Raw genomic sequence first — 22,520 nt, 5'->3', positions numbered from 1 at the left:
CCCGTTCGCCGTCGTCAGGCGTGCCAGGCTGTTTGCCGCCGTCACCGGTCACCGGTCACCGCAGTTCGTCGAGGAACGCGTCCAGTTCGTCCTCGGAGAGGCCGGACAGCGGGAAGTCGGACGGTTCGTAGGTCCCCGCCGCCGCGCCGCAGTGCTCGGCGATCTCCCCGAGCACCGTCTCGAAGGCCTCGGCCAGGCGGGTCGCCCCGTCCTCGGACACGGAGGCGCCCAGGAGCCAGCGGACGCGCAGGGCGCCGTCCACCACGGCCGCGCTCAGCTGCCCTTCCGCCCCCTCGTGCCAGCCGGCGAGCCCGGACACCCCGGTGAAGTCCGCGGGGACCGTGATCGCTTCATCGCCGCGATCCCAGGTCACCACCTCCCTGACCGCGACCGTCGCCCCCCGGACCGGGAGCGGGTCCGTCGTCCGCAGCCGCCTCTTCACCGAGGTGAGGACTTCGGCGAGGGGGGTCCGAGCCGCCGTCGGCTCCATGGTCCGCAGCTCGGTCACCCGGCCGACCAGGCGGCCGGCCGGTTCGTCGCTGGCGGCCAGGTCGGCCCGCAGCGAACGCTCGACCAGCAGCTGCGGCGGTTCGTCCAGGGCCCTGCCCAGTGCGGCGGACGCCGCCGCCACCAGCACCTCGGTCGGGTCCAGGTGGTAACTGGCCGCGGCGGCGGTGAACAGCTCCGCCGTACGTGCGGCGTCCAGTTCGACGGTCCGTTGCCGGGGCAGCGCCCGCGGCGCCCCGGGGAGCGCGTCGAGCCCCGCCGGGTGCGCCGGCTCCCGGCGCAGGCCCTGGTTCCACGCCTGCGGAGAACCCGCGCCCGCGCTCCACACCACGGGCTGATCGGCGGCCAACCGGTCGTACGCCTGGATCAGTTCGCGGCAGAGCAGGAGGACGGAGGCGTCGTCCATCAGCCCCTGCGCCACCGTGCAGGCCAACACGCTGCCCCGTTCGCCGAGGCGGAACACCGCGGGCTTGACCGTCGGCCCGGCCTCGATGTCCAGCTCCCCGGCCATCTCGTCGAGCATCTGCGTCACCGCCTCGGCCCGTACGTCGTCGGGCAGTGCGCCGAGGTCGATCTCCGGGACCTCTTGGTCCTCGCCCCGGTCGGCCCGTACCACGAACGGCCGGCCGTCCTCGGTCCGCACCCGGGCGCCGAGGGCCGGATGGCGGTCGGCCAGCGCGGTCAGCGCGCGGCCGGCCAGCACGGGGTCGAACGCGTCCGGTACGTCCAGCAGCACCGATCCGGCCTGGGCCCGTGCCACTGCCTGGTGCGGGGTGAGCGGCACGGCCGCGCCCATGTCGCCGACGCCCGTCCCGGCGGGTACGGCCCCGGCAAGTTCGATGAAGCTGGAGGTCTCGAAGAGGTTCTGCGGGGTGATCGGGATGCCCTCGGCGTTGGCCCTCCCCACGAGTTGCACCCCCATGATGGAGTCGCCGCCGAGCTCGAAGAAGTTGTCCCGCGCCCGGGGCCGCTCCACGCCGAGGAGATCGGCGGCCAGGACCAGCAGGGTGCCCAGCGCCCCTGTCGCCGGCTCCTCCTCGTCCTCCGGAGTGCTCGCGGTCGCCTCGCCCGGGTGCCGGGGGTCGGGCAGGGCCGAGCGGTCGACCTTGCCGTTGGCGCTCAGCGGCATCGCGTCGATGAGGACGATGTCGGACGGGGTCAGGTAGGAGGGCAGGGTCGCGGCGAGGTGGGCCCGCAACCGGTCGGCGAAGTCCGGGGCGTCCCGCAGCCCGGGGTGGGCCGGGACGACATGGGCGACCAGCCGTTGCCGGGTGCGTTCCCCGGGTGCGGACACGACGGCGCTGAGGACGTCGGGGTGGCCGCTCAGAGCGTGCTCGATCTCGCCCAGTTCGATGCGGTAGCCGCCGATCTTGACCTGGAAGTCGTCGCGGCCGAGGAACTCGATGGTGCCGTCGGGCAGATACCGCCCGAGGTCGCCGGTGCGGTACAGCCGTTCCCCCGTCTCCGGGTGGACGATGAACGACTCGGCGGTGCGCCGCTCGTCCCGCCAGTACCCTTCGGCCAGTCCGGCCCCGGCGATGTGCAGTTGGCCCGGCACCCACACCGGCGCGGGCCGCAGCCGGTCGTTGAGGACGTGGAAGCGCTGGTTGCGCAGGGGACGGCCGTAGGGGATGGACGGCCAGTCGGGCGCGACCTCGCCGATCGGGTGGGCGATGGACCAGACGGCGGCCTCGGTCGCGCCGCCCAGGCTGATCACCTCGGTCGCGGGAGCCACCGCCCGGAGCCGGTCCGGCAGGGACAGCGGTATCCAGTCGCCGCTGAGCAGGGTCAGCCGCAGGTCGGGGAGGTGGCCCGGGCCGTCGGCCGGGCCCCGGCTCTCCAGGTGCTCGACGAGCATCTGCATCAGGGCGGGCACCGAGTTCCACACCGTGACCCCGTGGAGCCGGCACAACTCGGTCCAGCGGTCCGGGGCGCGGCGGTCCGCATCCGCGGGCAGCACGACGGCACCGCCTGCCGCGAGCATCCCGAAGACGTCGAAGACGGAGAGGTCGAAGCTGAGCGAGGACAGCGCCAGGACGCGGTCGCCCGGCCGGATGCCGTACCGCTCCTCGATGTCCACCAGGGTGTTCAGGGCGGCGCGGTGGCTGACCGCCACGCCCTTGGGTGTTCCGGTGGAGCCCGAGGTGTAGATGACGTAGGCGGTGTCGTCCGGCCGGGCGGGGCAGGTCCACGCCGACGCGGCCGCCGGGTCCCACGGCGCGTCCTCAGGAACCGGCAGCACCCGGGGCGCGTTCGGCCAGTGCGCGGCCGTGTCCGGTTCGGCCAGTACACAGCCGATTCCGGCCTGCTCGACCAGCCAGCGGCGTCGGGGCTCCGGGAGGCCGGGGTCGAGGGGTACATACGTACAGCCGGCCGCGGAGGCCGCGAGTGCCGCCACGATCTGCCGCCATCCCTTGGCCAGTCCGATGCCGACCACGGCTCCCTGGCCGAAACCGCCCTCGGTCAGCTCCTGGGCCAACGCGACGGCACGGCCCGCGAGTTCGGCGAAGTCGAGCGTACGGTCCCCGGTGATCACGGCCGGTTCGGTGGAGTCGGCGCGGGCCAGGACCCGGGCGGGCAGGACGTCGGCGGGCAGCTCGCCGGCGGTGTCGTTGGCCGCGTTCCGGGCCGCGAGCTGCCCGGCGGGCAGGTCGAGCACCGGGGGACGCTGCCAGCCGTCGCTCTCCGCCAGTCCCACCACGAAGTCCTGGTAGGCCTGGAACATCTCCTCCATGAGCCCCTCAGGGAAGATCCCGTCGACGGCGTGCCACGCCAGCTCCAGATTGCCCCCGAACTCCAGCAGGAAGTGGTCGATCGTCACCTGCGGGGTCTGCGAGATGAAGTAGCTCTGCTCACCGAGCCAGTCCACCGGCGACGGCGCGGGCTTGCCGTCGACGTCGCCGCCGAGCGCACTGGTGAACACGACGGGCATGACGTCGCCCGCGCCGCCGCGCGCCCGGGCCCGCTCGCGCAGGATGCGTACGCCGCTGACGTAGCGGTGGTCGAAGTCCGCCCAGCTCTGCCGTTGCAGTTCGCGCACCAGCTCGGCGAAGTCGGGTGCCGAGACCGCGTCCACCTCCAGCAGGTCGAAGGAGGCGAACTCGCCCACCAGGTCGTCGACGTCCTCGTGGACGGGGAGCCGGTTGACGGCCGTGAAGTTCAGGGTGAAGCGCTGGGTCTTGCTCCAGGTGCCGATGGTGACGGCGAACGCCGCGAGCATCGCGCTGGACGGGGTGACGCCGAACTCGCCGGCCTTCGCCTTGATCCGGCCCCACAGCTCGGCGTCCAGCCGGGCGTGCCGGCGGACGAATCCCAGGCGTTCGCCGTCCCCGGCGGCCTGCACCGTGGGGAGTTCGGGTGCGGCGGGGAGCTCGCGGACCCGCTTGCGCCAGTACTCCAGCGAACGCTCGTACCTCGGTGTCCGCCGCAGCTCCTCCTCCGCGAGCACGTAGTCCCGGAAGGAGAGGGTGAGCGGGGCGGGGTCCTGTCCGGGCTCGTTGTAGAACTCGCGCCACTGCGGGAGAAGTTGGTAGAAGAACGAGGAGACGTCGGCGACCAGCAGGTCGAAGCCGATGTGGACCCGGACCTGGTGGTCGGGCAGCAGGCTGACGCGTACCTCCCAGAGCGGCCAGACGTCCGCGGGGCGCACCTCGGCGCTCATCCGGTCGCGTATCGAGGCCAGTTGGCGCTCGGTCTCCGACGGCTCGGCCTCACGCAGGTCGAGCACCTCGAAGCGGTACGGCGCCGTGTCCGCCAGGACCTGTTGCCGGCCGTCGGGCAGGACCACCATGCGCAGCATGTCGTGCCGCTCCACGACCCGCTGCCAGGCCTGCTCCAGCCGGTCGGTCTCGATGGTGCGGCTGTCGAACTCGAAGTAGAGATGGGGGGCCACGCCGCCCATGTCGAAGCTGGACAGCCGGCCGATCCACTGGGCCTGCTGCATCTCGGTGAGCGGGAACGGCTCGTACCGCCGGTCCGGCCGGGGGACGACGGTGGCGAGCCGGTCCTCTGCCCCGACCGCACCGGCCTCGCGCAGTTGTTCGGCCATGCCTCCGATGGTGGGGGTGGCCAGCAGCTTGCCCAGCTCCACCGTCGCCCCGGAGGTGGCGTGGAGCCGGTTGAGCACCTGGATGGCGAGGAGCGAGTGGCCGCCGAGTTCGAAGAAGTCGTCCGTGGTGCCGATCGGCGCGATGCCGAACATCTCCTCCCAGATCCCGGCGATGGTGCGCTCCAGTTCGTCCGCCGGCTCCACGTAGGGGGTCACCAGGGTGCTCGGCCGATTCGCCCTGGCGGGCTGCTCCGCCTCGGGCTCCTCGTGGTCGGCGATGCCCAGGGCGAGGGGCGCGCCCGTCGCCGTGCCGCGCGGCTCGATCCAGTGGCGGTCGCGCTGGAAGGGGTAGCCGGGCAACTCCACCCGGGTGCGCGGTCCCTCGTGCTGGGCGGGCCAGTCCACCGCGCCGCCGAAGAGCCACACGTCCCCGACCGCGGTCCGCAGGACCTGGCCGTCGTCGGCGGTCTCGTCGGGCCTGCGCATCGTGGTGACGGCCGCGGCCCGGGGCCCCGCGGCCCCCGTGCCGGCGCGGGCCAGGACGCTCAGGGTGTTGCCCGGGCCCACCTCGACCAGGACGGCGGGGCCGTCGCCGATCGCGGTGCGCACCGCGTCGGCGAAGCGCACGGGGCGGCGCAGATGTGTGCCCCAGTACGCGGGGTCCGTGGCCTGCTCGGCGCTGATGGCCTCCCCGGTGACGCAGGAGACGAACGGCAGGCGGGGTGCGGCGAGCGCCGTGCCGGCCACGGCCCGGGTGAACGGCTCCACGACCGGGTCCATCATCGAGGAGTGGAAGGCGTGCGAGGTGTGGAGCGGGCGGACCGTGATCTCCTTGCCCGCCAGGATCACGCCGAGCTCCGCCACCGCTTCGTGGGGGCCGGAGGCCACACAGAGCGTGGGTGCGTTGAGGGCGGCGATGGACACCCCGGTCGGCAGGAACGGCTCGATGTCGGCCGCGGCGGCGGCGATGGAGACCATGGCCCCGGTCGGCAGGTCCTGCATGAGGCGGCCCCGCAGGGCGACCAGATGTGCCGCGTCGGCCAGGGACAGCACTCCGGCGAGCACCGCCGCGGTGAACTCGCCGATGCTGTGCCCGACCATGACGTCGGGTTCGACCCCCCAGGACCGCAGGAGCACGGCCAGCGCGTACTCGGTGGCGAAGAGGGCCGGCTGCGCGAGGGTGGTGTGGGTGAGCCCGTCCTCGCCGGGTGTGTCGGGGTAGAGCACGGTCCGCAGGTCGATGCCGAGCGGCTCGGCCAGCAGTGCGGCGCAGGCGTCCATCGCCTCGGCGAAGACCGGTTCGCTCTCGTACAGCCCTCGGCTCATGCCGGCGTACTGGGAGCCTTGGCCGGGGAAGAGGAAGACCGTCTTCGCCGGGGTGTTGCCCGCGTCCGCGCCCCGCACCCTGCCCGGGTCGGCCCCGGAGAGCAAGGCCGCCGCCTCGGCCGTGTCGGCGGCCACCACGGCCCGGCGGTAGCGCATGGCCGCGCGACCGGTCTGGAGGGTGTGGGCGATATCGGCGAGCGGGTGCCGGTCGAGTCCGGCGAGCTTCTGCGCGAGTGCCTCGGCGGCCGTGTCCAGGGCTGCCGGGGTCCTGGCCGAGACCACCACCAGCTCGGGCCGGCCGGAGGGGTGGCCGGGGCTCGGTTCGGGCGCCTGCTCCAGCACCACGTGGGCGTTGGTGCCGCCGATGCCGAACGAGCTCACCCCGATCCGGCGGGGGGACTCCCCCTCGGGCCAGTCGCGCAGTTCCGTGTTGACGAAGAACGGAGTGGCGGCGAAGTCGATGCGCGGGTTGGGCCGTTCGTAGTGCAGGCTCGGAACCAGCGTCCGGTGGTGCAGTTGCAGCACGGCCTTGATGAAACTGGCGATGCCCGCCGCCGACTCCAGGTGCCCGATGTTCGACTTGACGGAACCGACGGCGCAGAACTGCCTGTCCTCGGTGTGCCGTCCGAACGCCCTGGTGAGCGCCGTGATCTCGATGGGGTCGCCGACGTGGGTACCCGTTCCGTGCGCCTCGATCGCGGTGATCGACCGGGCGGGCACCCCGCTGTCGGCGATCGCGGCGGCGACCACCGCCTCCTGCCCGCGTACGCTCGGTGAGGTGTAACCGACCTTGTCCGCACCGTCGTTGTTCACCGCGGATCCCTTGAGCACGGCGAGGACCCGGTCGCCGTCGCGGCGGGCGTCGGCCAGCCGCTTGAGCACGACCACGCCGGCCCCGTTGCCGAAGACCGTGCCCGCGCCGTCGGCGTCGAACGGGCGGCACCGCCCGTCCGGCGAGTAGATCATCTGCTGTTCGTAGCGGTAGCCGACCCGGTGGGGCACCCGGACGCACACCCCGCCGGCGAGCGCGAGCTCGCAGTCGCCGGAGCGCAGTGCCGCGGTGGCCTGGTGCACCGCGACCAGTGAGGTGGAGCACGCCGTCTGCACGTTCACCGCGGGGCCGGTCAGGCCGAGCTTGTAGGCGGTCCGGCTGGCCAGGTAGTCCTTGTCGTTGTGGATCTGCAGCTCGAACATGGCCGAGTCGAGCACGATCCGGGCCCCGCCCAGCAGGTTGGACATCAGGTAGGCAGGCATGTTGCCGCCCGCGAACACCGCGGCCCTCCCGCACCGGGCGGGGTCGATCCCGGCGTGCTCCATCGCGTGCCACGCGCTCTCCAGGAAGAGCCTCTGCTGTGGGTCCAGCAGGGCGGCCTCCCGGGCCGTGAAGCCGAAGAACCCGGCGTCGAAGAGCTCGATGCCCTCCAGCGTCGGTGCGGTCGGTACATAGCCCGGCGCGTCGAAGACCTCCCTGGCGAGCCCCTCGGCCAGCAGGTCGTCCTCGGTCAGCTGCTCGATCGACTCGACGCCGGAGCGCAGGTTGTGCCAGTAGGCGTCGATGTCGGGGGCGCCGGGGAAGCGGCCCGCCATGCCGACGACGGCGATGTCGACGGACGTCCTGTCGTGATGGGCACCCGTGGCGAAAACTTCGGAAACCACCGGGGAATCTCCTTTGCAGAGGAAGGATCGGCCATGCGGGATCGCCGGACGCGCCCAGGGGCGCCCCGTCGCGTTCGCGCCATCGCTCGAAGAGCGGGAGGACCTAAAGACGGGTGGCGTCCGGCAGCATCAGGCGGTCGACGCGGTAGTCGGTCGCGCCGTCGAGGCACAGGTCGGCGCAGATTCGGCCCAGCAACGGCACGAACTTGAACCCCCACCCGCCGGTGGCCACCACCACGTTCTCCCCGCCGTCGAACCGGCCCTCGGCGGTGCCGAGGAAGAACTGCCGCTCGGGGTCGGCGGGCAGCACGGCGAGACAGGTCTCGCGCGCCAGGGGGCGCGGGTCCACCGAGGGCAGATGCCGTTCGACCCACTCACACATCCGGGCCACGTGGCGCGGGTCGGGGACGCCGGTCGCCTGCCCGGGATCGGCCAGCGCGTTGACCTCGAACACCGGGCCTACGCGAACCCTGTCCGTGTCCTGCCACACGTTGGGCGGGAAGCCGTAGAACAGGTTGGTGTCCTCCTCGGTCGGCTCCTGGAAGACGAACCAGAACGGGTAGCGCGCGCCGGGGTCGCGCTGGCGCAGGGTCACCAGGGCCATCTCGAACACGTTGAGATCGAGCCGGGCGCCCAGCGGTTCGAGCAGGTCGTTGGCGTAGGCGCCGTTGGCCACCACCACCTTGCCCGCCCTGCACCAGCCCCGTGACGTACGCAACCGCACCCCCTCGCCGTCGGGGACCAGTTCCAGCACCGGCTCGTGTGCCCGCAGCACACACCCCGCGGCCTCGGTCAGCCGCAGCAGGCCCTCCACCGTGGCGCGTACGTCGACGGCTCCGCCGTCGGGCTGGACGAACCCCTCGAAGTGGCCGGGGAGGCGGGTGAAGCCGTAGCGGCGCTCGATGTCGGCCGCGGTGAGCCACTCGTACGGGATGGACAGGTCGTCCATGGTCCGCGCGGTCGCCGAGATCTTGCCCTCGTTGGTGGCGACGTCGACGTCACCGAACCAGAGGCTGCCGAACGCGTGCAGGAGCCGGCTCCCGGTGGCCCGTTCGAGTTCGCGCCAGAGCGGCAGGGCCTCCCCGGTCAGCCGGCACAGATCCGGCTCGGTGTACTGCAACCGCCAGTGCCGCTCCGCCCCGCTCGTGCCGCACTGTTCGTTGCCGAACGCGTACTGCTCGAAGACCGCGACCCGCGCGCCGCGGCGGGCGGCGTGCCAGGCGGAGGCGAGCCCGACCGGGCCGCCGCCGATGACGACGATGTCGTAGTGCTCTGCTTCGGTCACCGGGTCCGGCCCTCCGTCGTCCGCGGCGTTCGCTCCGCGATGGGTATGCCCCGGGCCTCCTGGCCGAGGACGGTGTCGAGCCGGGCCACGACCTGCTCGACCTGCCGGTCGGTCATGCCCGGGTGGCAGGGCAGGTTGACCTGCTGCTCGAACCACATGCGCTCGGCGACCGGGCACTCCCCGGCGGCGTGCCCCCTGGCCCGCCATTCGGCGAGCAGGTGGAGGGGGAAGTAGCGCAGCTGCATCTGCACACCGAGTGCGTCGAGCCGGGAGACCAGCCGGTTGCGCAGGATGCCGTCGGCCGGGTCGGCGAAGAACGTGTACAGATGGTGTCCGTGCCGCACGGGCTCGGGCCCCCGGTGCGCCCGTACCCCGGAGTACCGTTCGAGGACCTTGCCGTAGGCGGCCGCGATCTCCGCCCGTCTGCTGACCAGTTGGTCGAGTTTGGCCAGCTGTACGGTGCCCACCGCCGCGTTCGGCTCCGCGAGGGTGGCGTTCGTGCCGCCGTAGCGGATCTTCGAGCAGTCGTGGGTGAAGGCGAAACCGGGGTGCATCATCCATGGATGGGCGCTGGTGGACTCTCCGATGGCGCGTGCCTGCTCGCGGTAGACGGCGTCGGCGTCGTTGGACCGGATGCGGTCCGCCCGCTCCGCCAGCGTCCGGTCGAACAGCGTGATCATCCCGCCCTCTCCGAGGGTGGTGATGTTCTTGCTGGAGTGGAAGCTGAAGCAGCCGATGTCGGCCAGCGCACCCGGCTTGCGACCCCGGTACTCCGCGCCGAGCGCGTGCGCGCAGTCCTCGATGACGGTGATCCCGTGCCGGCGGGCGATCTCCATGACGGCGTCCATGTCGCAGGGCAGCCCGCCGTAGTGCACGAGGATCAGTGCCTTGGTCCGGTCGGTGATCAGCGATGCGAAGTGGTCGGGGTCGATATTGAGGGTGTCCGGCTCGACATCGCAGAAGCGCACTTTCACCGGGTAGTTCAACAGCGGTTGCACACTGGCCTTGTACGTCTGCGGGGTCGCGATGACCTCGTCGCCCTCATTCAGGTCGAGCAGCCGTATCCCGATCTCCAGCGCCACGGTCCCACTGGTCACCGAGAGCGCGTGCGGCACTCCGAGGTACTCGCGGAAACACCGCTCGAACTCCTCTCGGCATCTTCCCCCCGACAGGTTCTCACCGGATTCGAGCAAACGGGCCAGAACGCCGATTTCCTGCTCCCCTAGTACGGACCCCAGCTCCGGGTAAGGAATTTCGTACGACTGTTGCACCGTCTACCCCCATGACTTCCCGACTGCCTGAACACGTGTCACCCGAGAATTCGGGCATCGATAGGCTCCAGTCCGGATCGGCAGTACGCCGATCAACGGGTCGAATTTCCCGCGGTCACTCTCCAGATCGGACCGCAGGCTTGCGATATTCGTCCGGCACAAGCGCAACACTCTCAAATCTCACCGGAATCGGAAATACACCGCTTGATGTAAGGCCGGTCTACGCCTTCCACACCCCGGTTCTCCCCCAACGATGGGCAACCTCCGTGGCCCGGGCCGGGAACGGAACGAGGCGCTAGTACCGGCGTACTAGTCCGTTGTCAGGCCGACGGGCGTCGATTAGCCTCGGCCTGCGCTCCATACGGAGTTTCGCGCAAACGGCGGAACACCACCGCCTCTCATCCTCGGCATCGAAAATCAGGGGGCCGCCGTGTCCGTGGACGTCATCAAGCAGTTGCTGCTCGATATCGGAATTTCGGAGCAGACGTTGAGCGAGGTCGAACCGTATACCCGGATCCGCGCTGACATCGGTCTCAACTCTGTCGAGACCACCGACCTGGAGATTCAATTGCGCGAACGGTTCGGAGTCAGGATGGATCTGTGGGACAAGGACGACTACACGGTGGAGCAATTGACCCGCGGAATAGCGGAGGCCCCCCGATGAGCCCGCTCGGGGCGCGGCCGCTGGACGAGGACGTCCCGGTGATCGACCGGCGACGGGCCGAGGCCTATCTGCGGGCCGGGCTGTGGCGCGAGGAGCGGATCGCCGATCTGCTGCGCGAGGCGCGGCTGCGCCACCCCGACCGGCTTGCCGTGGTGAGCGGTACGACACGGCTGACCCACGGCGAACTGCACACGGCAGTCACCGCGGCCGGCCGGCGGCTGGAGGGGCTCGGCGTCCGTGCCGGGGACCGGGTGGTGGTGCAACTGCCGAACCGCGCGGAGTTCGTGGTCCTGGTCCTGGCCCTGCTCGACATCGGAGCGCCGCCGGTCCTGGTCCTGCCCGGGTTCGGCGACTACGAGCTGGGCCATGTGGTGCGCGCCGCCCGGCCGGTGGCCATCGCGGTGAGCGCCGGCGGCAGGGCGGCCAACCCCGTGGAGTCGGCCCGGCGGCTGCGGACGGAACACGAGTTCCTCGGGCATGTCCTCTCCCTCGGCGACATCGGCGCCGACGACGTCGACCTCGCCGCCCTGTGCGATCCGGCAGGGCCCTGGGACGGACCGGTCGGCCCCGCCGTCGTGAGCGCCCGGCCTCCGCGTCCGTCCGCCCTGACCGACGCCGCCGTCTTCCTGCTGTCCGGCGGCACCACGGGCCCGCCGAAGGTGATCCCCCGGGGCGACGCGGGGTACGCGTACATGGTGCGGACGGCCTGCGGGATCGCGGGGGTCTCGCACGACACGGTCTACCTGGCGGTGATGCCCGCCGCGCACGGCTTCGTCCTCAACTGCCCGGGAGTACTCGGTACGTTGGCCCAGGGCGGCACGGTCGTACTCGGCGACACCACCGACCCGCGGCAGGCCCTCGCCCAGATCGAACGCGAACGGGTGACGCACTGCGCTCTCGTACCGACGGTGGCCATGCAGTGGCTGGCAGCCGCCGACCGGGCGGCCGCCGATCTCAGCAGCCTGCGAGTGCTCCAGACCGGGGGCGCCCGCCCGACCCCCGAGCTGGCGCGCCGGATCGGCCCCGTCCTGGGAGCGACGCTGCAGCAGTGCTACGGCATGAGCGAGGGGCTGCTCTGCTACACGGCGCTCGACGACCGCGAGACGGTGATCGTCGAGACCCAGGGCCGCCCCGCCTCCCCGATGGACGAGGTGCTCATCGTGGACGAGCACGGCCGCCCGGTGCCGGACGGCGGGACGGGGGAACTCCTCACCCGGGGCCCCTACACCGTCGCGGGGTACTACCGGGACCCGGCCGCCACCGCGAAGGCGTTCACCCCGGACGGCTTCTACCGCACCGGCGATCTGGCGACCCGGACGCCCGGGGGCGCCCTCGTCGTCAACGGCCGGGTGCGCGACATCATCAACCGCGGCGGCGAGAAGATCCCCGCCGAGGACTTGGAGATGGCGGTGGCGCGCCATCCCGGCGTGCGCGCCAGTGCCGCCGTCGGCGCTCCTCACGAGCTGTACGGCGAGACCGTCTGCCTGTACGTCGTCCCTGAGACGGGTCGGGAACCCACGCTGCTGGAGCTCCGCCGGTTCCTGCGCGGGCTCGGGCTGGCCGTCTGGAAACTGCCCGAACGGGTGGAGGTCGTGGCCCAGCTGCCGACCACCGCCATCGGCAAGATCGACAAGAAGGCGCTCCGCGCCGATCTCGCACGGCGTACGGCCTTGGAGGCATAGCCCATGACAGAGCGCATCGACGCGGACCTGCTCATCCCCGGCGCCGGCGCACCCGTCGCACACGGCAGCGTCGTGCACACGGAAGGCCGTATCCGCTTCGCCGGGCCGACAGCCCAACTTGGCGACGAGTACCGGTCGTTGCAACCGACCCGGGTGGCGACCCTGCTGCCCGGACTGTGGGACTGCCATGTGCACTTCGCCGGGATCCGCGGCCGGGTCAGCACCGAGGAGCTGATGCTCACTCCCCAGGCGTTGGCCGTCGCGCGCAGCGTCAAGGACGCCGAGACGGCGCTGCGCGCGGGCTTCACCAGTCTGCGGGACATGGGCGGCCATGGCTGCGTCCTCGCCGAGGCCGTCCGGGAAGGCACCTTCACCGGGCCGAACATCTACAGCGCCAACCAGGTCATCGGGCAGACGGGTGGCCACAGCGACGCACACCGCCTGCCCTACCCATGGGTGACCGACCCCTGCCGGAGCGGCGGCACGCTGCGCATCGCCGACGGGGTGGACGAGTGCGTGCGCGCGGTGCGTCTGCAACTGCGGGCAGGAGCCGAACTGATCAAGATCTGTACCTCGGGCGGCGTCCTGAGCGAGGTGGACAACCCGGTGCACCAACAGTACCGGGACGAGGAGTTGACCGCGATCGTCACCGAGGCGGCACGGGCCGACCGGGTCGTGGCGGCGCACTGCCACGGGCGGGCCGGCATCCTGGCCGCGATCAACGCCGGATGCCACACGATCGAGCACGGTACGGAGATCGACGAGGAGACCGCGGACCTGATGGCCGAGCGGGGCATGACGCTCGTGCCGACGCGCACGATCTACGAGGCCTTGCGGCAGAACGCCGGCGCGCTGCCGCCCGCCTGGCGGGACCGCTTCGCGGTGATGGCCGATCGGCACCTCGCGGCGATCGCTGTCGCGCACCGGGCCGGCGTCACCATCGCGCTCGGCACCGATCTGGGCACCAGCGACCGCGGCGGTCCGCTCTCCTGGGGCGGACACGCGAGCGAGTTCGCCCATCTGACCGCCGCGGGCCTGAGCCCGCTGGAGGCCATCACGGCGGCCACCGCCCACGGCCCCGGCACGCTGGGACCCCGGGCGCCCCGGTCCGGCCGGCTGGCCGCCGGTCACGACGCCGATCTCCTGGCGGTGGACGGAGATCCCCTGGCCGACATGACCGTGCTGGCCGATCCGGACCGCATCGCGCGGGTGTGGAAGGCCGGGGAGCCGGTGTACCGGAACGCCGCCGCGGGCGCGGCCACCGCACGGGCCGCCTGAACGGCCCGGCGTCCGCCCCGCCGACGCACGGAAACCGTCCGCGATCCAGCGGACGGTTTCCGTGCGTCGGCGTACGCGTCTCAGGCAGCGGGGGAAGGGCCCCAGTCGGCGAAGAACCGCTCCATCGACGTCACCCCCGCGTTCACCCGGGCGAAGGCGTCCATGCCCTGCCGGTTTCCGTCGATGCCCTCCAGGACCTTCTCGAAGTCCGCGGAGGGGGGGTCCAGCGTGGAGACCTGGAGCGTGAAGTCGTAGGCGGGTCGCGCATGCCGGTCGCGGGCGGATTGATAGGCGGCCATCGACGCGTCGAACGACACTCGCCCGGACAGCGCGTCGTCCAGGGACGCGGCGCACAGCTCGGCGGAGATGAACGCGTCGCTGATGCCCTGGGCGGTGAAGAAGTCCTTGCAGTAGCCGGAGTCGCCGACCAGCGCCCAGCCGGGGCCGAAAGGCTTGCGGAAGAAGTTCGGCAGCGCCGCACCGACGATCCGGTCCTCACGCTTCGCTTCGCGTATACGGTCCGCCCACGCCGGTGCCAGCGTGAAGTTCTTGAAGTAATTCCCCTCGATGTCCTTCCGGACGGCGTCGAATTCCGCGAACGGCCAGCAGCCGCCGACCAGCGTCAGGCCGTCATGGGTCGGCCATGCGCCGAAACTCCGGTAGGGACGGGAATGGGCCTTGAAGACCCCCTCCATCTCCAGCCCGCTGAAATAGCTGTAGTAACCGACCATCAGTTTCGGATGCTCGTCGTAGCGCGGCGCGTCCACCGCGCGCGCGACCAGCGAATGCAGACCGTCGGCCCCCAGCACCACCCGCGCGCGCTCGGTCACCTCCGGACCCCGGGGCCCCCGCCCCCGTACGCCCACCACCCGGCCGGCGTCGTCGAAGACCAGCCCGGAGACGGTGAACCCCACGCGCACCTCGGCCCCCGCCTCCACCGCCGCGTCCACCAGCATCGCGTCCAGGACGGTCCTGCGCGGCGCGTACGCGTACGGGTCGGCCGCCGTACCCGGAGCGCCGGGGAGGACGAGCGGGCCGAAGTCGAACTCGTAGGTGTGGATGGGCGGACAGCCCGTGGCCACCAGTCGGTCGAGCAGGCCCCACCTGCGCAGCGCGGCGACGCCCGGTGGGTGCACGAGGTGAGTCGACAACGTGTCGCTGGGAAAGGTCGCCCGGTCCACGACCAGGACCCGGTACCCCCTCCTCGCCAACAGCATCGCGGTCGGCGACCCCGCGCACCGCGCACCCACGACAATCACGTCGTAGCGGCTCTCGCTCATCTTCCACTCCTGCCCGCACTCATGTGACGGCCCGTCGGATGGAGGCTGTTCGCCAATCTTTACGGAAATCGGAACAGCACCCCGCAGACTAATCACGCCACCGGGCGAGCGGCAATGAGTCTAGATCCACGGTTGTAAAACCAGGTGATCCATCGGACGAGGAAAAGGGGCTGGCGGGAGGGGTATCGGCCTTGTACCTTCACAAGAGATTCCGGAGGCTGCGCCCCGACCAGCGGTCCGGGTGCCCGAGTTCGAGCGGACGCACTCTTCCCCTCCACTCAGCCGACCGTCGAAAGACAAATGCCGAGGAGCAGGACGATGACCTCACGTGCCGCATCCGCACTCGACACTCCGTGGGACAGCCCGCCAGATACCCAGGAACTCATTCAGGAAGCCATGGCATGGCATTTCGATCCCGCGACGGGATCGCCTTTCTGGCGGGAACAGAGTAAAAGGCTGGACTTCGATCCGCGCAAGGACGTGCGGACCGTGGAGGATCTCTCCCTGTTCCCCAACGTCGTCGACGAGCTGCGCGACGCGCGCGTCGAGGATCTGGTCCCCAGGGGGTACGGAGACATCGCGGAGCTGCCCGCACCGCCCGTGGTGGCCGAGAGCGGGGGAACGACCGGGGCGCCGAAGCGGGTGTTCATGCTGCCCGACGTGCGGGAGCAGTCCTGGGCCTGGTACTACAACAGACTGGTGGAGCACGGCATCGCGGCGGGCGACAACTGGCTCGGGATCATGCCGGGCGGTCCGCACATGGCCGGTGTCCTCGCCCAGGACACCGCCCACCGCTTCGGGAGCATCTTCTTCACCCTGGACTTCGACCCCCGGTGGGCGAAGCGTGTCATGGGCCGCGGCGCCGCCGACGAGGCGAAGGCCTACATCTCCCACCTGGTCGACCAGATCGACTGGATCCTGCGGAGCCAGGACATCCGCGTCATGGTCATCACGCCGCCGCTCCTGGAGGCCGTCTGCCGCCGCGATCACCTGGTGGACCTGATCAACGAGAAGGTCAACACCGTGATCTACGGCGGCACCTCGATGGACGAGGACACCCGGCACCTGTTCCGAACCGAACTCTTCCCGCAGATCGACTTCGTCAGCATCTTCGGCAGCACGATGATCTTCTGCGCGATGCCGCAGCGGCCCGGGGCGCCGGCCGACGACGCACCGGTCTTTGACCCGCCGTCGCCGTTCGCCATGTTCTCGGTGATCGATCCGGACACCGGGAAGAACGTGCCGTACGGGGAGCGCGGCCAGGTCGTCACCCATCACGTCACCCGGAACCTGTTCCTGCCCAACAACCTGGACCGGGACACCGGGATCCGCCATCCGCACCGCCTTGGCCTGCCGGGCGACGCGGTGGCCGACTTCAAGCCGGTCCGGGAGTTCGGCGCCTCCGCCGTGGTCGAAGGGGTCTACTGACGTGCGAGACGCTCCAGCCGCACCGGTGGACCTCCCCGCACTCGGTACCGGAGGGCCCTTCCGGAGCCGCAACCGGGAAGTCGTCCATGACGTCCGGGGCAGCCCGGTGGCCGAACTGAGTCTGGTGCCCTGGCTGTTCGCGCAACGGACCATCACGGCGCTGCGCAGGGCCACTCCGCCGGAGGTGGAGCGGCGCAAAAAGCTCCTGACCCGTGCGGGCTGGCTCTTCGCGAGCGGCTCCGTCAACGGGGTCTCCCCCGAGATCTACCACCGGACCGTGGCCGACGTCTCCGGTCTGCCGATCGCCACCGTACGGGAAACGGCGCGGCAGGTCGGCGCGTACGCGGAGACCGCGCACGAGAGTGTGCGCCAGGCCCGTCCGCTCGGCGCGGTGGACAGCTGGCGCGACCCGCGGGCGCGAGGCGGTTGCGGGGTGTGGACCCGTCGTGGCGAGGTGCTGGTGGTGCAGGCGCCGGCCAACTCCCTCGCGGTGCACACCTCGTGGCTCGACGCCCTGGCGCTCGGCTACCGCGTGGCGGTCCGGCCGTCGCAACGGGAGCCGTTCACCGCCCACCGGCTGGTCTCGGCCCTGCGCCAGGCGGGCTATGACCATGATCAGGTCGCCCTGTTGCCCACGGACCACGAGACGGCCGACCGGCTGGTCGCCGAGGCGGACGTCGCCATCGCGTTCGGCGCCGATGAGGTGGCCCGCAAGTACGGGTCCAGCACCCTGGTCATGCCGTTCGGGCCCGGCCGGTCCAAGATCCTCATCACCGCCGGGGTGAACGCCCTGGACCATCTGGACACCATCGCGAAGTCCGTCGCCGGGCACGCCGGCACCGGTTGTGTGAACGCGACCGCGGTGTTCGTGGAGGGCGACCCGGAGCCCGTCGCGAAGGCTCTCGCCGACCGGTTGGGGAGGCTTCCCTCGCTCCCGCCCGGTGACGAGCGCGCGAGGCTCCCGGTGCGCCCGGTCGCCGCCGCGCTCGCCATGGAGACCTATCTCCGGACCCAGGCGGGCGACGCACGGGCGCTGCTGGGTGGGGACACGATCGTCGACGAACTGGGCGACGGTTCCGCGGTGTTGCGCCCGGCGGTGTTCGTCCTGGACCGTCCGGACGCCCCGCAGGCCCGGATCGAGTTGGGCTTCCCGTGTGTCTGGGTGCTGCCGTGGCGACGCGACGGCGACGCACTGGCGGCCTTGCGCGACACCTTGTCGCTCACGGTGTTCACGGACGACGACGAGCTCATCACCTCACTGGTCGCCGACCCGTCCATCGACAAGATCCAGGTCGGGGACCGTCCGACCACCTGGACGCTTCCCGGCCTCCCCCACGAGGGATACCTCGGTGAATTCCTCATGCGGACCAAGGCGGTCGTCGTCGATTGACCACCAGGGGGGCGTCGTTACGCTTCGCCGCCCCCGCACCCGTGTCGTTCCCACCCGTTCGGCCTCCGGCAGGCGCCGGAGGCCGAACGGGTGCTCGTGCTGTTCGCGGGGCCGCACCGCCCGGGTGGTGCGGCCCGACCGCGGCTACACCGGGGCGGTGGCCTCGATCATGTGGAGGGAGGAGTCGACCGGGCGAACGTTCCGCACGGTCAGCCCGGCCCGTTCCGCGATCCCCAGCAGTCCGGCCCTGGTGTGCTTCTGTCCCCCGATGACCAGCAGCATCCGCAGGTCCAGTGCGGAGGCGAGCCGCTGTCCGGGACCGTCGTCGACGAAGTTCTCCACGATGACCATCCGGGCTCCGGGCGGTGCCGCCCGCACCGCGTTGCGCAGAATCCGGACCGAGGCGTCGTCGTCCGCCCCCAGGATGTTCTTGAAGAGGTAGACGTCGGCCTCGGCGGAGATCTCCCTCAGGCAGTCCCCCGGCACCAACCGGACGCGGTCGGCCAGTTCACCGCCCGGGTGCAGTCGCGGGTCCGCGTTCGCCACCACGTCGGGGAGGTCGAGGAGGAACCCCCTTGCCTCCGGGTGGCGTTCCAGCAGCGTACCGAGGACGAGTCCCTGCCCTCCGCCGACATCGGCGATCGTGCCGGCGCCGGAGAGGGGGAGCATGTCGGCGATGGCGAGGGCGGACACCCGGGTCTGCTGCGTCATGGCGCGCTCGAACGTCCGCGCGGACTCCGGCCACTCGATGTGCAGTTGCTCGTAGAACTTCCGGCCGTGCGCCCTGCTGAAGACCTCGCCTCCGGTCCGGACCGCCTCGTCGAGATCTCCCCACAGCGACCAGAGCCACGGCTCGGTGCACCACAGCACCAGGTATTTGACGCTGTTCGGTGAATCCTCGCGCAGGACGCGCGACTTGTCGGTGTGGGCGAACGAGCCCGCCGGTGTCTCGGTGAACACACCGTAGGACGTCAGCGACCGCAGAAGCCGCCGAAGGGCCGCCGGATGCACGCCGACCGCCGAGGCGAGTTCGTCGGACGTCGCCGCCTCGTCGCCGAGCGCCTCGGGCAGGCCCAGGGTCACCGCCGCCCGCACCGACGCCGCGCATGCCGCACTGAGCGCGTGCTCCATCAGTCCCGACATCAATGACTCGGCGGATACCGCACTGCTCATGGGGGACACCTCTCTGCCGGTTCGACCGATCGTGAACGTGAGCCGCTCGGGCGACGTGCCCGCCGGCCGTCGACGGGCCCGCCCTCATACCCCCATCAGGGCAGGAGACGGTGGCCGTCCTGGTCGCGGAGGATCGTGCAGACATCACGCAGCGCGGACTCCGTACGGGCGATGTCCGCGTCCGTGAGATGGATCGAGGGCTCGAACCGCACCGAGTTGCCCACGGGCCCGACCGGGAGGACGCGTATCCGGTGTTCCCGCAGGATGTAGCCCGCGACGACGTATCCGAGCATGCCCGCGCCGGCCTTCTCCCGCAGCACCTCGCACGACGCCCGGGTCTGGTCCGTGAACTCCAGCGCGACCATGAGGCCGAGGCCGGCGACCGTGTCCACGACCTCCGGGAAGTCGGACCGGACCGAGCCGAGCATCTCCTTGAGCCGGCTCCCCCGTTCGGCGGCGACCCGGTACGCCCGGCCGTCGTCGGCCTCCAGCATCTCCAGCACCTTCAGAGCGATGGACGCGGAGAGCCCGTCCTTGGCGAAGGTCGAGCTGTGCATGACCTCGAATTCCGGGCGGAATCGGTCCTGGCGGAAGAGGGCCACCGCGTTCTTGACGATTCCTCCGCCGATGCTCTTCGCCAGGGTGTAGTAGTCGCCCCGCAGGCCCATGTGCGAACTGGCGAGAAAGGCGCCCGTCCGGCCCATGCCGCTGTGTATCTCGTCGACGATCAGAGGGCACCCGATCGCGTCGCACACCGCCCTGATCTCGCGGGCCGAAACCTCGGACAAGGGGCGCATGCCGTTCGCGCCCTGGACGGGTTCGACGAAGAACGCCCCGATGGCGGGAAATTCCCGCTCCACCACGTTCACCGCACCGTCGTCCACCACGATGTCCAGCAGGTTCTCGCGAAGCTCCTCGACAGCCGCCTTCATCTCCTCCGGCCGGTCCGGGTGGAGAAAGCGGGTCGAGGAGGACAGGGCGGTGAAGGGAAGGCGCCAGTGCGGATTCTGGGTGAGCTGCACGCTGGCGACGAGCTTGCCGTGAAAGGCGTTCTCCAGCGCCAGATGGACCGGCCCCCGCGCGACCAGCTCCGCGTTCCTGCGGCCGATTTCCGCGATCAGCTCTTCGAGCTTCTCCCTGTCGTCGCGCCCGGGGCCGACCGGAACGTACGGGTTCTCGACGACGGTCGCCCGCCCCGCGCCGACGGCTTCCCGCGCCTCCTCGATGTGCCGGGCGATGTCGTCCGTGAGCTTCACGATCCGGGCACGGCGTTCCAGTTCCGCGTGTTTCACGCAGATCTCGACGGCCTCGGCACCACTGTTGGCGAATATCGCCGCGTATCCGCTGTCACCGCCCGGCACCTCCCGCCGCACGATCGCGTTCAACACGGTGGCTATCTTGTTCGCGTGCGACTGCCGGGACAGCTGGGCATGCACCGGAATCTGCTGGTCCAGCACGGACTTCGCGTGCTCCGTGATGTCCGGGTTGTTATGACCGAATATCAGCGATCCGAATCCACACACGTGGTCGAGCACCGCTACTTCCTGATCGCTTTCGTCCCGGAAGTACAGTGTGTTGGCCTCGGCCCGGGAATACTCGATTCCGAGCCCCACGCTGCTCAGCCAGTCGTTCAGCCGACGGTCCGCGAAGACGGGATCACTGGCTGCACTGCTCATACCACGCCTCTTTCGTATCACTGCCGATGAATCCTGCCAGGGATCGTGCAATCACCTGTCCGTTTTGGTGGTCCCGGACTTTACAGGCGACTGTCCGGCACCGGCAACGGGTCTAGATCGCCGGGTCTAATCAGCTCGAACCTTCGTTTATGTTCGCCATGACGGGCTCCTCTGCCGGAGTACGGTGACCCAACGACCAGAGGCGCGTTCCGGGACGGCTCATCATGGTTCACGGTCGCTCCCTCGCGCGGATCGAACGGCGGAGATGACGGACAGGACCATGAAACGCGACGACAGTTACGGTGATGAGGAAGATGTGCTATCTCATCCGACACCGATTTCCACGATCGTCACACCCGACGACCTTCGCTACGAGAATCTTCGCCACGCCTACAACTACCGGTTCCTGGCGAAGCCCGACTATTTCCGGCTGGCCCATTCGCCGCGACAGGTCGAGGACGCGGTCCGTGAAGCGGTCGAGACCGGGAAGCGGATCGCCGTCCGCTCGGGCGGGCACTGCGGCGAGAACTTCGTCGCCGCACCCGACGTGCGGATCGTCCTGGACCTCTCCCCCATGTCCCGCGTCGATTTCGACCGCGAGCGTAACGCCTTCGTCATCGAGGCGGGCGCTTCGGTGGGGAAGATGACCGACGCCCTCTTCCACCACTGGGGAGTCACGATCCCCGTCGGCTTCTGCATGGGCGTGGGCGCGGGCGGGCACATCAGCGGCGGCGGTTACGGACCGCTCTCCCGGTTGCTGGGGCTCAGCGTCGACCACCTGTACGCGGTCGAAGTGGTCGTCGTCGACCAGGACCGGAACGTGTCGACGGTGGTGGCGACCCGCGAGGAGAGCGACCCCAACAGAGATCTCTGGTGGGCGCACACCGGGGGCGGCGGCGGCAACTTCGGTGTGGTCACCCGGTACTGGATGCGTTCCCCGGACGCGCACGGAACCGATCCGGCCGGCCTGCTGCCCCGCCCGCCGAGCGCTCTGCACATCGCGGAGGCGCGCTGGCCATGGGGCGGGCTCACCGAGACAGACTTCGTCCGGCTCACCGGCAACTTCCTTCGCTGGCAGCTGGCGAACAGCGCGGTCGACTCGCCCGACGCCGACCTGTACGCCCTGCTCGACTGCCCGCATCGCTCGGCGGGGGACCTCACTCTGCACGCCCATCTGCCCGTGGAATCACCGCGCGCCCACGCCCGCATGGACGCGTTCCTCGAAGCGCTCGGTGCCGGCGTCGGCACCGCTCCGGCCATCCGGCGCACGTCCCTGCCGTGGCTGGCCGCGAGCCGGTATCTGGCGGTCCCCGACACCGGCCCGGCCGCCATCGGGCTCCGGTGCAAGGTCAAGTCGGCGGATCTGCGCGCCCCGCACTCCCCGGAACAGCTCGCCACTCTTCACGGGCACCTCACCCGCGACGACTACCGAGGCACGTACGCGGCGGTGGAGTACATCGCGTACGGCGGCAAGGTCAATGCCGTGCCCTCCACCGCCACGGCCATACCGCGGGGCGCCCTGGTGAAGACCTTTTACATGGTCACCTGGAAGGATCCCGCCGAGGACGACCGGCATATGCGGTGGATCCGCGAACTGTACCGGGACATACACGCTTCGACGGGCGGCGTCCCGGTGCCGAACGATGTCAACACGGGTGCCTACATCAATTACGCGGACATCGATCTGGCGGATCCGGAGTGGAACTCGTCCAACGTTCCCTGGCATGAACTGTATTACGGCGAGAATTATCCCGTGCTGCAAGAAGTGAAGGCGAAATGGGATCCGTTGAACATCTTCCACCACGCCTTGTCCATCACGAGCCCTCAGGCAACGACGCAGAAGGAACGGTGAGTTC

12 protein-coding genes are annotated in these 22,520 nt (G+C 70.6%); 6 read left to right on the top strand and 6 right to left on the bottom strand.

The window, feature by feature from the left end:
- Positions 1 to 55: 55 nt before the first annotated feature.
- The 3 genes from AB0F29_RS35345 to AB0F29_RS35335 all read right to left on the bottom strand — a co-directional run bounded on the left by AB0F29_RS35345 (position 56) and on the right by AB0F29_RS35335 (position 10,093).
- Positions 56 to 7,537, bottom strand: coding sequence for an amino acid adenylation domain-containing protein (locus tag AB0F29_RS35345; protein ID WP_361881179.1), 7,482 nt, complete (start codon positions 7,535 to 7,537; stop codon positions 56 to 58).
- Between the two features lie 103 nt (positions 7,538 to 7,640).
- On the bottom strand, positions 7,641 to 8,822 hold the full coding sequence (locus AB0F29_RS35340) for an FAD-dependent oxidoreductase (protein ID WP_361881176.1): 1,182 nt from the start codon (positions 8,820 to 8,822) through the stop codon (positions 7,641 to 7,643).
- Positions 8,819 to 10,093, bottom strand: coding sequence for a DegT/DnrJ/EryC1/StrS family aminotransferase (locus tag AB0F29_RS35335; RefSeq protein WP_361881173.1), 1,275 nt, complete (start codon positions 10,091 to 10,093; stop codon positions 8,819 to 8,821). Before AB0F29_RS35335 ends, AB0F29_RS35340 begins: the two co-directional genes overlap by 4 nt.
- A gap of 436 nt (positions 10,094 to 10,529) precedes the next feature.
- Between AB0F29_RS35335 and AB0F29_RS35330 the strand changes: the two genes are divergently transcribed.
- The 3 genes from AB0F29_RS35330 to AB0F29_RS35320 are packed head-to-tail and all read left to right on the top strand — an operon-like array spanning position 10,530 to position 13,717.
- Positions 10,530 to 10,757 carry an acyl carrier protein gene (locus tag AB0F29_RS35330; protein WP_361881170.1) on the top strand — a complete coding sequence of 76 codons (228 nt, stop codon included), beginning with the start codon at positions 10,530 to 10,532 and terminating at the stop codon, positions 10,755 to 10,757.
- Positions 10,754 to 12,439 (top strand): AMP-binding protein, encoded by a 1,686-nt coding sequence (locus AB0F29_RS35325; RefSeq protein ID WP_361881167.1) that lies wholly within the window; start codon positions 10,754 to 10,756, stop codon positions 12,437 to 12,439. Before AB0F29_RS35330 ends, AB0F29_RS35325 begins: the two co-directional genes overlap by 4 nt.
- 3 nt (positions 12,440 to 12,442) lie before the next feature.
- Entirely contained in the window at positions 12,443 to 13,717 is a 1,275-nt protein-coding gene (locus AB0F29_RS35320; protein WP_361881164.1) for an amidohydrolase family protein, read from the top strand.
- Between the two features lie 80 nt (positions 13,718 to 13,797).
- Here the strand turns inward: AB0F29_RS35320 and AB0F29_RS35315 are convergent, their stop codons facing one another.
- Complete coding sequence (locus AB0F29_RS35315) at positions 13,798 to 14,997, bottom strand: NAD(P)/FAD-dependent oxidoreductase (protein WP_361881161.1); 1,200 nt, start codon at positions 14,995 to 14,997, stop codon at positions 13,798 to 13,800.
- A gap of 318 nt (positions 14,998 to 15,315) precedes the next feature.
- Between AB0F29_RS35315 and AB0F29_RS35310 the strand changes: the two genes are divergently transcribed.
- Together AB0F29_RS35310 and AB0F29_RS35305 are read left to right on the top strand one after the other, a co-directional pair.
- Positions 15,316 to 16,425, top strand: a complete 1,110-nt coding sequence (locus AB0F29_RS35310) for a phenazine antibiotic biosynthesis protein (RefSeq protein ID WP_361881160.1) — start codon at positions 15,316 to 15,318, stop codon at positions 16,423 to 16,425.
- Position 16,426: 1 nt separating this feature from the next.
- On the top strand, positions 16,427 to 17,815 hold the full coding sequence (locus AB0F29_RS35305) for an aldehyde dehydrogenase family protein (protein ID WP_361881157.1): 1,389 nt from the start codon (positions 16,427 to 16,429) through the stop codon (positions 17,813 to 17,815).
- A 144-nt stretch (positions 17,816 to 17,959) separates the two neighbouring features.
- On the opposite strand, the gene AB0F29_RS35300 is transcribed toward AB0F29_RS35305, so the two are convergent.
- Together AB0F29_RS35300 and AB0F29_RS35295 are read right to left on the bottom strand one after the other, a co-directional pair.
- The gene (locus AB0F29_RS35300; RefSeq protein WP_361881154.1) at positions 17,960 to 18,988 is read right to left on the bottom strand and encodes a methyltransferase; all 1,029 of its coding nucleotides are present in this window, start codon (positions 18,986 to 18,988) and stop codon (positions 17,960 to 17,962) included.
- A 95-nt stretch (positions 18,989 to 19,083) separates the two neighbouring features.
- Complete coding sequence (locus tag AB0F29_RS35295) at positions 19,084 to 20,664, bottom strand: aminotransferase class III-fold pyridoxal phosphate-dependent enzyme (protein ID WP_361881152.1); 1,581 nt, start codon at positions 20,662 to 20,664, stop codon at positions 19,084 to 19,086.
- A 280-nt stretch (positions 20,665 to 20,944) separates the two neighbouring features.
- Here AB0F29_RS35295 and AB0F29_RS35290 point away from each other — a divergent pair, with 280 nt between their 5' ends.
- Complete coding sequence (locus AB0F29_RS35290; protein ID WP_361881149.1) at positions 20,945 to 22,516, top strand: BBE domain-containing protein; 1,572 nt, start codon at positions 20,945 to 20,947, stop codon at positions 22,514 to 22,516.
- Positions 22,517 to 22,520: the final 4 nt, after the last annotated feature.

This window comes from Streptomyces sp. NPDC026589 (assembly GCF_040638385.1).
In the GTDB taxonomy this organism is placed as follows: Bacteria; Actinomycetota; Actinomycetes; order Streptomycetales; family Streptomycetaceae; genus Streptomyces.
The sequence above is the reverse complement of the archived record's forward strand: the minus strand, read 5'-3'. Positions and strand labels throughout refer to the sequence as shown.

What these genes read in the sequence shown, in the direction of transcription:
- AB0F29_RS35325 (WP_361881167.1), top strand. Translation starts at nt 10,754, where the DNA reads ATGAGCCCGCTCGGGGCGCGGCCGCTGGACGAGGACGTCCCGGTGATC.
- AB0F29_RS35320 (WP_361881164.1), top strand. Translation starts at nt 12,443, where the DNA reads ATGACAGAGCGCATCGACGCGGACCTGCTCATCCCCGGCGCCGGCGCA.
- AB0F29_RS35315 (WP_361881161.1), bottom strand. Translation starts at nt 14,997, where the DNA reads ATGAGCGAGAGCCGCTACGACGTGATTGTCGTGGGTGCGCGGTGCGCG.
- AB0F29_RS35310 (WP_361881160.1), top strand. Translation starts at nt 15,316, where the DNA reads ATGACCTCACGTGCCGCATCCGCACTCGACACTCCGTGGGACAGCCCG.
- AB0F29_RS35300 (WP_361881154.1), bottom strand. Translation starts at nt 18,988, where the DNA reads ATGAGCAGTGCGGTATCCGCCGAGTCATTGATGTCGGGACTGATGGAG.
- AB0F29_RS35295 (WP_361881152.1), bottom strand. Translation starts at nt 20,664, where the DNA reads ATGAGCAGTGCAGCCAGTGATCCCGTCTTCGCGGACCGTCGGCTGAAC.
- AB0F29_RS35290 (WP_361881149.1), top strand. Translation starts at nt 20,945, where the DNA reads ATGAAACGCGACGACAGTTACGGTGATGAGGAAGATGTGCTATCTCAT.